Here is a 13,571-nt window from a genome sequence, read left to right on the forward strand (position 1 = left end):
ACCCAAAAGGGTCTTATGTATGTTCAACTAAATAAGGTTTAGTTTTTTGTTTATTCAAGAGGGTAATCTTGAATAAACGATTTGCCGGACTCAATAGAACAAACCATAAATGGTTTGTAGAATACAAGACACTTGAATGTGTGTTGTTACTCATCACTTGCAAGCAAGTAATAAGATTTGAGAACTTTTATTTTGAACAAATAACCTTGGTTATTTATTCAGTCAGCTTTCCAAATTGTTAAAGAGCATAAAGCATAAAAGCTTTAATCAATAACCGAAGTCATTCATTAAAGCTCTGCTTTAACTTTATCTAAACCATCAATCTGTGTGGGTACTCATCAAAAATAATCTTTTCGTAAGGAGGTGATCCAGCCCCAGGTTCCCCTAGGGCTACCTTGTTACGACTTCACCCCAGTCATGAACCACAAAGTGGTAAGCGTCCTCCCCGAAAGGTTAAACTACCTACTTCTTTTGCAGCCCACTCCCATGGTGTGACGGGCGGTGTGTACAAGGCCCGGGAACGTATTCACCGTGGCATTCTGATCCACGATTACTAGCGATTCCGACTTCATGGAGTCGAGTTGCAGACTCCAATCCGGACTACGACGCACTTTTTGGGATTCGCTCACTATCGCTAGCTTGCTGCCCTCTGTATGCGCCATTGTAGCACGTGTGTAGCCCTACTCGTAAGGGCCATGATGACTTGACGTCGTCCCCACCTTCCTCCGGTTTATCACCGGCAGTCTCCCTGGAGTTCCCGACATTACTCGCTGGCAAACAAGGATAAGGGTTGCGCTCGTTGCGGGACTTAACCCAACATTTCACAACACGAGCTGACGACAGCCATGCAGCACCTGTCTTACAGTTCCGAAGGCACATCAGCGTCTCCGCCGACTTCTGTAGATGTCAAGAGTAGGTAAGGTTCTTCGCGTTGCATCGAATTAAACCACATGCTCCACCGCTTGTGCGGGCCCCCGTCAATTCATTGAGTTTTAATCTTGCGACCGTACTCCCCAGGCGGTCTACTTAACGCGTTAGCTCCGAAAGCCACGGCTCAAGGCCACAACCTCCAAGTAGACATCGTTTACGGCGTGGACTACCGGGGTATCTAATCCCGTTTGCTCCCCACGCTTTCGCATCTGAGTGTCAGTATCTGTCCAGGGGGCCGCCTTCGCCACTGGTATTCCTTCAGATCTCTACGCATTTCACCGCTACACCTGAAATTCTACCCCCTCTACAGTACTCTAGTTTGCCAGTTTCAAATGACCTTCCGAGGTTGAGCCCCGGGCTTTCACATCTGACTTAACAAACCACCTGCATGCGCTTTACGCCCAGTAATTCCGATTAACGCTCGCACCCTCCGTATTACCGCGGCTGCTGGCACGGAGTTAGCCGGTGCTTCTTCTGTTGCTAACGTCAAGCTACGCAGCTATTAACTACGCAACCTTCCTCACAACTGAAAGTACTTTACAACCCGAAGGCCTTCTTCATACACGCGGCATGGCTGCATCAGGCTTTCGCCCATTGTGCAATATTCCCCACTGCTGCCTCCCGTAGGAGTCTGGGCCGTGTCTCAGTCCCAGTGTGGCTGATCATCCTCTCAGACCAGCTAGGGATCGTCGCCTTGGTGAGCCATTACCTCACCAACTAGCTAATCCCACATAGGCGTATCCTAACGCGCGAGGCCCGAAGGTCCCCCGCTTTGCTCCGAAAAGATTATGCGGTATTAACAGTCGTTTCCAACTGGTATCCCCCACATCAGGGCAACTTCCTATGCATTACTCACCCGTCCGCCGCTCGTCAGCAGATAGCAAGCTATCTCTGTTACCGCTCGACTTGCATGTGTTAGGCCTGCCGCCAGCGTTCAATCTGAGCCATGATCAAACTCTTCAATTTAAGATTTTGATTCCCTTAATTAAAAGGGAGTGACTCAACGAATACTGACTTCAAAACTAATCTTTATCCTAAGATAAAGTGTAATTTTAAAGCTATCATCATTCCAACAGAATGATGATGAATTGACTGTGCCGAACAATAAATTGTTCAATTTGGTCACTCAGTTCATTGAAATCATTTTTGCTTCCTAAGAAGCTTTATTGATTATCATCAACGAGTGCCCACACAGATTGATAGGTTTAAATTGTTAAAGAGCATTGCTTTCAGTGACTTGCGTCACAAGCAGGAAGCGTATAATACGCTTACTAAAATGAAAGTCAAGATAGTATTTTCAACTTTACGAAAATACTATTTTTACTTCACTTTGAAAGTGGAAGTAAAAGCCTACTAATAAGTAAGCTTAAAATTCAAGCCTGGCGATGTCCTACTCTCACATGGGGAAACCCCACACTACCATCGGCGCTATTGCGTTTCACTTCTGAGTTCGGCATGGAATCAGGTGGGTCCACAATGCTATGGTCGCCAAGCAATATTCTTTGTTAAGACGATTTCGTCTTAACTAATTCGGAAAGCTGTTTGTTATCTCTAACTAAATATCTGTTCTCACACTTCATTCAAGTATCTATCTGTATCTTCTATTAAATCCAACAACAAAACCCTTTAGGTGTTGTATGGTTAAGCCTCACGGGCAATTAGTACAGGTTAGCTCAATGCCTCGCAGCACTTACACACCCTGCCTATCAACGTTCTAGTCTCGAACAACCCTTTAGGACGCTTAAAGCGCCAGGGAAGACTCATCTCAGGGCTCGCTTCGTGCTTAGATGCTTTCAGCACTTATCGATTCCGAACTTAGCTACCGGGCAATGCCATTGGCATGACAACCCGAACACCAGTGGTTCGTCCACTCCGGTCCTCTCGTACTAGGAGCAGCCCCCTTCAATCTTCCAACGCCCACGGCAGATAGGGACCGAACTGTCTCACGACGTTCTAAACCCAGCTCGCGTACCACTTTAAATGGCGAACAGCCATACCCTTGGGACCGACTTCAGCCCCAGGATGTGATGAGCCGACATCGAGGTGCCAAACACCGCCGTCGATATGAACTCTTGGGCGGTATCAGCCTGTTATCCCCGGAGTACCTTTTATCCGTTGAGCGATGGCCCTTCCATTCAGAACCACCGGATCACTATGACCTGCTTTCGCACCTGCTCGAATTGTCATTCTCGCAGTCAAGCGGGCTTATGCCATTGCACTAACCACACGATGTCCAACCGTGTTTAGCCCACCTTCGTGCTCCTCCGTTACTCTTTGGGAGGAGACCGCCCCAGTCAAACTACCCACCAGGCACTGTCCACAATCCCGATTAGGGACCTATGTTAGAACATCAAAACTACAAGGGTGGTATTTCAAGGACGACTCCACATCATCTAGCGACAATGCTTCAAAGTCTCCCACCTATCCTACACATGTAGGTTCAATGTTCAGTGCCAAGCTGTAGTAAAGGTTCACGGGGTCTTTCCGTCTAGCCGCGGGTACACTGCATCTTCACAGCGATTTCAATTTCACTGAGTCTCGGGTGGAGACAGCGTGGCCATCATTACGCCATTCGTGCAGGTCGGAACTTACCCGACAAGGAATTTCGCTACCTTAGGACCGTTATAGTTACGGCCGCCGTTTACCGGGGCTTCGATCAAGAGCTTCGACCGAAGTCTAACCCCATCAATTAACCTTCCGGCACCGGGCAGGCGTCACACCGTATACGTCATCTTACGATTTTGCACAGTGCTGTGTTTTTAATAAACAGTTGCAGCCACCTGGTATCTGCGACTCCCGTCAGCTTAGAGAGCAAGTCTCATCACCAACAGGAGCGTACCTTCTCCCGAAGTTACGGTACCATTTTGCCTAGTTCCTTCACCCGAGTTCTCTCAAGCGCCTTGGTATTCTCTACCCGACCACCTGTGTCGGTTTGGGGTACGATTTCTTATAAACTGAAGCTTAGAGGCTTTTCCTGGAAGCATGGCATCAATGACTTCATCACCGTAGTGACTCGACATCGTGTCTCAGCCTAACAATTTCCCGGATTTACCTAAGAAATTAGCCTACGCACTTGAACCTGGACAACCATCGCCAGGCCCACCTAGCCTTCTCCGTCCCCCCATCGCATTTATAAGAAGTACGGGAATATTAACCCGTTTCCCATCGACTACGCTTTTCAGCCTCGCCTTAGGGGTCGACTTACCCTGCCCCGATTAACGTTGGACAGGAACCCTTGGTCTTCCGGCGAGGGAGTTTTTCACTCCCTTTATCGTTACTCATGTCAGCATTCGCACTTCTGATACCTCCAGCAAACTTCTCAGTTCACCTTCAACGGCTTACAGAACGCTCCCCTACCCAGCATAATAAATTATGCTGCCGCAGCTTCGGTGTATAGCTTAGCCCCGTTACATCTTCCGCGCAGGCCGACTCGACCAGTGAGCTATTACGCTTTCTTTAAATGATGGCTGCTTCTAAGCCAACATCCTGGCTGTCTGAGCCTTCCCACATCGTTTCCCACTTAGCTATACTTTGGGACCTTAGCTGGCGGTCTGGGTTGTTTCCCTCTCCACGACGGACGTTAGCACCCGCCGTGTGTCTCCCGGATATTACTTACTGGTATTCGGAGTTTGCAAAGGGTTGGTAAGTCGGGATGACCCCCTAGCCTTAACAGTGCTCTACCCCCAGTAGTATTCGTCCGAGGCGCTACCTAAATAGCTTTCGGGGAGAACCAGCTATCTCCAGGTTTGATTGGCCTTTCACCCCTAGCCACAAGTCATCCGCTAATTTTTCAACATTAGTCGGTTCGGTCCTCCAATTGATGTTACTCAATCTTCAACCTGCCCATGGCTAGATCACCTGGTTTCGGGTCTAATCCTAGCAACTATTCGCCCAGTTAAGACTCGGTTTCCCTACGGCTCCCCTAAACGGTTAACCTTGCTACTAAAATTAAGTCGCTGACCCATTATACAAAAGGTACGCAGTCACACCACGAAGGTGCTCCTACTGCTTGTACGTACACGGTTTCAGGTTCTATTTCACTCCCCTCACAGGGGTTCTTTTCGCCTTTCCCTCACGGTACTGGTTCACTATCGGTCAGTCAGGAGTATTTAGCCTTGGAGGATGGTCCCCCCATATTCAAACAGGATATCACGTGTCCCGCCTTACTCGTTTTCACTTAGTATGATGTGTCGGTTACGGGGCTATCACCCTGTATCGCGGCACTTTCCAGAGCCTTCACCTGCATCATATAAAGCTTAAGGGCTAATCCAATTTCGCTCGCCGCTACTTTCGGAATCTCGGTTGATTTCTCTTCCTCCGGGTACTTAGATGTTTCAGTTCCCCGGGTTCGCCTTATTAACCTATGTATTCAGTTAATAATACGTGCTTATGCACGTGGGTTTCCCCATTCGGAAATCGTAGACTCAAGTGGCTTTTACTGCCTTATCTACGCTTATCGCAAGTTAATACGTCCTTCATCGCCTCTGACTGCCTAGGCATCCACCGTGTACGCTTATTCACTTAACCATACAACCAAAAGGGTCTTATGTATGTTCAACTAAATAAGGTTTAGTTTTTTGTTTATTCAAGAGGGTAATCTTGAATAAACGATTTGCCGGACTCAATAGAACAAACCATAAATGGTTTGTAGAATACAAGACACTTGAATGTGTGTTGTTACTCATCACTTGCAAGCAAGCAATAAGATTTGAGAACTTTTATTTTGAACAAATAACCTTGGTTATTTATTCAGTCAGCTTTCCAAATTGTTAAAGAGCAAAGAGTTATTGTTTTTACAAACGTAACACTTTTTAAAGGCTTTCAGCGACAAGAAATCCCATTCAATAAAAATTGAATGCGAAACATCATAGAAAACACTTAAAGAGTGGTGGGCGATACCGGGCTCGAACCAGTGACCCCCTGCTTGTAAGGCAGGTGCTCTCCCAACTGAGCTAATCGCCCACATTGTTTTTCTTACCTAAAGTAAGCATTCCCGTGGAAGGAATGGTGGGTCGTGCAGGATTCGAACCTGCGACCAATTGATTAAAAGTCAACTGCTCTACCAGCTGAGCTAACGACCCATTTTACTACTCTCTTAATCAAAAGGAGAGAAGTGGTATCCCGTAGGGGAGTCGAACCCCTGTTACCGCCGTGAAAGGGCGGTGTCCTAGGCCTCTAGACGAACGGGACACAGGATTTTTATTCATTTCTGAATAAAATACGAAAGCATATGGGATGCTTTCAAACTCTTTTCTTTTCTAAACCTAATCAATCTGTGTGGGTACTCATCAAAAATAATCTTTTCGTAAGGAGGTGATCCAGCCCCAGGTTCCCCTAGGGCTACCTTGTTACGACTTCACCCCAGTCATGAACCACAAAGTGGTAAGCGTCCTCCCCGAAAGGTTAAACTACCTACTTCTTTTGCAGCCCACTCCCATGGTGTGACGGGCGGTGTGTACAAGGCCCGGGAACGTATTCACCGTGGCATTCTGATCCACGATTACTAGCGATTCCGACTTCATGGAGTCGAGTTGCAGACTCCAATCCGGACTACGACGCACTTTTTGGGATTCGCTCACTATCGCTAGCTTGCTGCCCTCTGTATGCGCCATTGTAGCACGTGTGTAGCCCTACTCGTAAGGGCCATGATGACTTGACGTCGTCCCCACCTTCCTCCGGTTTATCACCGGCAGTCTCCCTGGAGTTCCCGACATTACTCGCTGGCAAACAAGGATAAGGGTTGCGCTCGTTGCGGGACTTAACCCAACATTTCACAACACGAGCTGACGACAGCCATGCAGCACCTGTCTTACAGTTCCCGAAGGCACATCAGCGTCTCCGCCGACTTCTGTAGATGTCAAGAGTAGGTAAGGTTCTTCGCGTTGCATCGAATTAAACCACATGCTCCACCGCTTGTGCGGGCCCCCGTCAATTCATTTGAGTTTTAATCTTGCGACCGTACTCCCCAGGCGGTCTACTTAACGCGTTAGCTCCGAAAGCCACGGCTCAAGGCCACAACCTCCAAGTAGACATCGTTTACGGCGTGGACTACCGGGGTATCTAATCCCGTTTGCTCCCCACGCTTTCGCATCTGAGTGTCAGTATCTGTCCAGGGGGCCGCCTTCGCCACTGGTATTCCTTCAGATCTCTACGCATTTCACCGCTACACCTGAAATTCTACCCCCCTCTACAGTACTCTAGTTTGCCAGTTTCAAATGACCTTCCGAGGTTGAGCCCCGGGCTTTCACATCTGACTTAACAAACCACCTGCATGCGCTTTACGCCCAGTAATTCCGATTAACGCTCGCACCCTCCGTATTACCGCGGCTGCTGGCACGGAGTTAGCCGGTGCTTCTTCTGTTGCTAACGTCAAGCTACGCAGCTATTAACTACGCAACCTTCCTCACAACTGAAAGTACTTTACAACCCGAAGGCCTTCTTCATACACGCGGCATGGCTGCATCAGGCTTTCGCCCATTGTGCAATATTCCCCACTGCTGCCTCCCGTAGGAGTCTGGGCCGTGTCTCAGTCCCAGTGTGGCTGATCATCCTCTCAGACCAGCTAGGGATCGTCGCCTTGGTGAGCCATTACCTCACCAACTAGCTAATCCCACATAGGCGTATCCTAACGCGCGAGGCCCGAAGGTCCCCCGCTTTGCTCCGAAAAGATTATGCGGTATTAACAGTCGTTTCCAACTGGTATCCCCCACATCAGGGCAACTTCCTATGCATTACTCACCCGTCCGCCGCTCGTCAGCAGATAGCAAGCTATCTCTGTTACCGCTCGACTTGCATGTGTTAGGCCTGCCGCCAGCGTTCAATCTGAGCCATGATCAAACTCTTCAATTTAAGATTTTGATTCCCTTAATTAAAAGGGAGTGACTCAACGAATACTGACTTCAAAACTAATCTTTATCCGAAGATAAAGTGTAATTTTAAAGCTATCATCATTCCAACAGAATGATGATGAATTGACTGTGCCGAACAATAAATTGTTCAATTTGGTCACTCAGTTCATTGAAATCATTTTTGCTTCCTAAGAAGCTTTATTGATTATCATCAACGAGTGCCCACACAGATTGATAGGTTTAAATTGTTAAAGAGCATTGCTTTCAGTGACTTGCGTCACAAGCAGGAAGCGTATAATACGCTTACTAAAATGAAAGTCAAGATAGTATTTTCAACTTTACGAAAATACTATTTTTACTTCACTTTGAAAGTGGAAGTAAAAGCCTACTAATAAGTAAGCTTAAAATTCAAGCCTGGCGATGTCCTACTCTCACATGGGGAAACCCCACACTACCATCGGCGCTATTGCGTTTCACTTCTGAGTTCGGCATGGAATCAGGTGGGTCCACAATGCTATGGTCGCCAAGCAATATTCTTTGTTAAGACGATTTCGTCTTAACTAATTCGGAAAGCTGTTTGTTATCTCTAACTAAATATCTGTTCTCACACTTCATTCAAGTATCTATCTGTATCTTCTATTAAATCCAACAACAAAACCCTTTAGGTGTTGTATGGTTAAGCCTCACGGGCAATTAGTACAGGTTAGCTCAATGCCTCGCAGCACTTACACACCCTGCCTATCAACGTTCTAGTCTCGAACAACCCTTTAGGACGCTTAAAGCGCCAGGGAAGACTCATCTCAGGGCTCGCTTCGTGCTTAGATGCTTTCAGCACTTATCGATTCCGAACTTAGCTACCGGGCAATGCCATTGGCATGACAACCCGAACACCAGTGGTTCGTCTACTCCGGTCCTCTCGTACTAGGAGCAGCCCCCTTCAATCTTCCAACGCCCACGGCAGATAGGGACCGAACTGTCTCACGACGTTCTAAACCCAGCTCGCGTACCACTTTAAATGGCGAACAGCCATACCCTTGGGACCGACTTCAGCCCCAGGATGTGATGAGCCGACATCGAGGTGCCAAACACCGCCGTCGATATGAACTCTTGGGCGGTATCAGCCTGTTATCCCCGGAGTACCTTTTATCCGTTGAGCGATGGCCCTTCCATTCAGAACCACCGGATCACTATGACCTGCTTTCGCACCTGCTCGAATTGTCATTCTCGCAGTCAAGCGGGCTTATGCCATTGCACTAACCACACGATGTCCAACCGTGTTTAGCCCACCTTCGTGCTCCTCCGTTACTCTTTGGGAGGAGACCGCCCCAGTCAAACTACCCACCAGGCACTGTCCACAATCCCGATTAGGGACCTATGTTAGAACATCAAAACTACAAGGGTGGTATTTCAAGGACGACTCCACATCATCTAGCGACAATGCTTCAAAGTCTCCCACCTATCCTACACATGTAGGTTCAATGTTCAGTGCCAAGCTGTAGTAAAGGTTCACGGGGTCTTTCCGTCTAGCCGCGGGTACACTGCATCTTCACAGCGATTTCAATTTCACTGAGTCTCGGGTGGAGACAGCGTGGCCATCATTACGCCATTCGTGCAGGTCGGAACTTACCCGACAAGGAATTTCGCTACCTTAGGACCGTTATAGTTACGGCCGCCGTTTACCGGGGCTTCGATCAAGAGCTTCGACCGAAGTCTAACCCCATCAATTAACCTTCCGGCACCGGGCAGGCGTCACACCGTATACGTCATCTTACGATTTTGCACAGTGCTGTGTTTTTAATAAACAGTTGCAGCCACCTGGTATCTGCGACTCCCGTCAGCTTAGAGAGCAAGTCTCATCACCAACAGGAGCGTACCTTCTCCCGAAGTTACGGTACCATTTTGCCTAGTTCCTTCACCCGAGTTCTCTCAAGCGCCTTGGTATTCTCTACCCGACCACCTGTGTCGGTTTGGGGTACGATTTCTTATAAACTGAAGCTTAGAGGCTTTTCCTGGAAGTATGGCATCAATGACTTCATCACCGTAGTGACTCGACATCGTGTCTCAGCCTAACAATTTCCCGGATTTACCTAAGAAATTAGCCTACGCACTTGAACCTGGACAACCATCGCCAGGCCCACCTAGCCTTCTCCGTCCCCCCATCGCATTTATAAGAAGTACGGGAATATTAACCCGTTTCCCATCGACTACGCTTTTCAGCCTCGCCTTAGGGGTCGACTTACCCTGCCCCGATTAACGTTGGACAGGAACCCTTGGTCTTCCGGCGAGGGAGTTTTTCACTCCCTTTATCGTTACTCATGTCAGCATTCGCACTTCTGATACCTCCAGCAAACTTCTCAGTTCACCTTCAACGGCTTACAGAACGCTCCCCTACCCAGCATAATAAATTATGCTGCCGCAGCTTCGGTGTATAGCTTAGCCCCGTTACATCTTCCGCGCAGGCCGACTCGACCAGTGAGCTATTACGCTTTCTTTAAATGATGGCTGCTTCTAAGCCAACATCCTGGCTGTCTGAGCCTTCCCACATCGTTTCCCACTTAGCTATACTTTGGGACCTTAGCTGGCGGTCTGGGTTGTTTCCCTCTCCACGACGGACGTTAGCACCCGCCGTGTGTCTCCCGGATATTACTTACTGGTATTCGGAGTTTGCAAAGGGTTGGTAAGTCGGGATGACCCCCTAGCCTTAACAGTGCTCTACCCCCAGTAGTATTCGTCCGAGGCGCTACCTAAATAGCTTTCGGGGAGAACCAGCTATCTCCAGGTTTGATTGGCCTTTCACCCCTAGCCACAAGTCATCCGCTAATTTTTCAACATTAGTCGGTTCGGTCCTCCAATTGATGTTACTCAATCTTCAACCTGCCCATGGCTAGATCACCTGGTTTCGGGTCTAATCCTAGCAACTATTCGCCCAGTTAAGACTCGGTTTCCCTACGGCTCCCCTAAACGGTTAACCTTGCTACTAAAATTAAGTCGCTGACCCATTATACAAAAGGTACGCAGTCACACCACGAAGGTGCTCCTACTGCTTGTACGTACACGGTTTCAGGTTCTATTTCACTCCCCTCACAGGGGTTCTTTTCGCCTTTCCCTCACGGTACTGGTTCACTATCGGTCAGTCAGGAGTATTTAGCCTTGGAGGATGGTCCCCCCATATTCAAACAGGATATCACGTGTCCCGCCTTACTCGTTTTCACTTAGTATGATGTGTCGGTTACGGGGCTATCACCCTGTATCGCGGCACTTTCCAGAGCCTTCACCTGCATCATATAAAGCTTAAGGGCTAATCCAATTTCGCTCGCCGCTACTTTCGGAATCTCGGTTGATTTCTCTTCCTCCGGGTACTTAGATGTTTCAGTTCCCCGGGTTCGCCTTATTAACCTATGTATTCAGTTAATAATACGTGCTTATGCACGTGGGTTTCCCCATTCGGAAATCGTAGACTCAAGTGGCTTTTACTGCCTTATCTACGCTTATCGCAAGTTAATACGTCCTTCATCGCCTCTGACTGCCTAGGCATCCACCGTGTACGCTTATTCACTTAACCATACAACCCAAAAGGGTCTTATGTATGTTCAACTAAATAAGGTTTAGTTTTTTGTTTATTCAAGAGGGTAATCTTGAATAAACGATTTGCCGGACTCAATAGAACAAACCATAAATGGTTTGTAGAATACAAGACACTTGAATGTGTGTTGTTACTCATCACTTGCAAGCAAGTAATAAGATTTGAGAACTTTTATTTTGAACAAATAACCTTGGTTATTTATTCAGTCAGCTTTCCAAATTGTTAAAGAGCAATAAAGCATAAAAGCTTTAATCAATAACCGAAGTCATTCATTAAAGCTCTGCTTTAACTTTATCTAAACCATCAATCTGTGTGGGTACTCATCAAAAATAATCTTTTCGTAAGGAGGTGATCCAGCCCCAGGTTCCCCTAGGGCTACCTTGTTACGACTTCACCCCAGTCATGAACCACAAAGTGGTAAGCGTCCTCCCCGAAAGGTTAAACTACCTACTTCTTTTGCAGCCCACTCCCATGGTGTGACGGGCGGTGTGTACAAGGCCCGGGAACGTATTCACCGTGGCATTCTGATCCACGATTACTAGCGATTCCGACTTCATGGAGTCGAGTTGCAGACTCCAATCCGGACTACGACGCACTTTTTGGGATTCGCTCACTATCGCTAGTTTGCTGCCCTCTGTATGCGCCATTGTAGCACGTGTGTAGCCCTACTCGTAAGGGCCATGATGACTTGACGTCGTCCCCACCTTCCTCCGGTTTATCACCGGCAGTCTCCCTGGAGTTCCCGACATTACTCGCTGGCAAACAAGGATAAGGGTTGCGCTCGTTGCGGGACTTAACCCAACATTTCACAACACGAGCTGACGACAGCCATGCAGCACCTGTCTTACAGTTCCCGAAGGCACATCAGCGTCTCCGCCGACTTCTGTAGATGTCAAGAGTAGGTAAGGTTCTTCGCGTTGCATCGAATTAAACCACATGCTCCACCGCTTGTGCGGGCCCCCGTCAATTCATTTGAGTTTTAATCTTGCGACCGTACTCCCCAGGCGGTCTACTTAACGCGTTAGCTCCGAAAGCCACGGCTCAAGGCCACAACCTCCAAGTAGACATCGTTTACGGCGTGGACTACCGGGGTATCTAATCCCGTTTGCTCCCCACGCTTTCGCATCTGAGTGTCAGTATCTGTCCAGGGGGCCGCCTTCGCCACTGGTATTCCTTCAGATCTCTACGCATTTCACCGCTACACCTGAAATTCTACCCCCCTCTACAGTACTCTAGTTTGCCAGTTTCAAATGACCTTCCGAGGTTGAGCCCCGGGCTTTCACATCTGACTTAACAAACCACCTGCATGCGCTTTACGCCCAGTAATTCCGATTAACGCTCGCACCCTCCGTATTACCGCGGCTGCTGGCACGGAGTTAGCCGGTGCTTCTTCTGTTGCTAACGTCAAGCTACGCAGCTATTAACTACGCAACCTTCCTCACTACTGAAAGTACTTTACAACCCGAAGGCCTTCTTCATACACGCGGCATGGCTGCATCAGGCTTTCGCCCATTGTGCAATATTCCCCACTGCTGCCTCCCGTAGGAGTCTGGGCCGTGTCTCAGTCCCAGTGTGGCTGATCATCCTCTCAGACCAGCTAGGGATCGTCGCCTTGGTGAGCCATTACCTCACCAACTAGCTAATCCCACATAGGCGTATCCTAACGCGCGAGGCCCGAAGGTCCCCCGCTTTGCTCCGAAAAGATTATGCGGTATTAACAGTCGTTTCCAACTGGTATCCCCCACATCAGGGCAACTTCCTATGCATTACTCACCCGTCCGCCGCTCGTCAGCAGATAGCAAGCTATCTCTGTTACCGCTCGACTTGCATGTGTTAGGCCTGCCGCCAGCGTTCAATCTGAGCCATGATCAAACTCTTCAATTTAAGATTTTGATTCCCTTAATTAAAAGGGAGTGACTCAACGAATACTGACTTCAAAACTAATCTTTATCCGAAGATAAAGTGTAATTTTAAAGCTATCATCATTCCAACAGAATGATGATGAATTGACTGTGCCGAACAATAAATTGTTCAATTTGGTCACTCAGTTCATTGAAATCATTCTTGCTTCCTAAGAAGCTTTATTGATTATCATCAACGAGTGCCCACACAGATTGATAGGTTTAAATTGTTAAAGAGCAACTGTTCGTGCGACTTGCGTCTCGTTGAACAGGGCGGCCATTTTAACGATTTGATTGAGCGTGTCAAAC

3 tRNA genes and 7 rRNA genes are annotated in these 13,571 nt (G+C 48.0%); all 10 read right to left on the reverse strand.

Annotation, left to right across the window (positions count from 1 at the left end):
* Positions 1–356: 356 nt before the first annotated feature.
* The 10 genes from GFB47_RS10040 to GFB47_RS10085 all read right to left on the reverse strand — a co-directional run bounded on the left by GFB47_RS10040 (position 357) and on the right by GFB47_RS10085 (position 13,245).
* A 16S ribosomal RNA gene (locus GFB47_RS10040) occupies positions 357–1,896 on the reverse strand.
* A 411-nt stretch (positions 1,897–2,307) separates the two neighbouring features.
* Positions 2,308–2,423: ribosomal RNA gene (gene rrf, locus GFB47_RS10045) — 5S ribosomal RNA — on the reverse strand.
* 144 nt (positions 2,424–2,567) lie between these two features.
* Positions 2,568–5,457: ribosomal RNA gene (locus GFB47_RS10050) — 23S ribosomal RNA — on the reverse strand.
* Between the two features lie 359 nt (positions 5,458–5,816).
* A tRNA-Val gene (locus tag GFB47_RS10055) sits at positions 5,817–5,892 on the reverse strand.
* 43 nt (positions 5,893–5,935) lie between these two features.
* Positions 5,936–6,011, reverse strand: a tRNA-Lys gene (locus tag GFB47_RS10060).
* 33 nt (positions 6,012–6,044) lie between these two features.
* Positions 6,045–6,120: transfer RNA gene (locus GFB47_RS10065), tRNA-Glu, on the reverse strand.
* Between the two features lie 116 nt (positions 6,121–6,236).
* Positions 6,237–7,779 (reverse strand): 16S ribosomal RNA (locus GFB47_RS10070).
* A 411-nt stretch (positions 7,780–8,190) separates the two neighbouring features.
* Positions 8,191–8,306: ribosomal RNA gene (rrf, locus tag GFB47_RS10075) — 5S ribosomal RNA — on the reverse strand.
* 144 nt (positions 8,307–8,450) lie between these two features.
* Positions 8,451–11,340 (reverse strand): 23S ribosomal RNA (locus tag GFB47_RS10080).
* A gap of 362 nt (positions 11,341–11,702) precedes the next feature.
* Positions 11,703–13,245, reverse strand: a 16S ribosomal RNA gene (locus tag GFB47_RS10085).
* Together the 16S, 23S and 5S rRNA genes with 3 tRNA genes alongside form the textbook arrangement of a ribosomal RNA operon.
* Positions 13,246–13,571: the final 326 nt, after the last annotated feature.

This window comes from Vibrio algicola (assembly GCF_009601765.2).
GTDB classification, from domain to species: domain Bacteria; phylum Pseudomonadota; class Gammaproteobacteria; order Enterobacterales; family Vibrionaceae; genus Vibrio; species Vibrio algicola.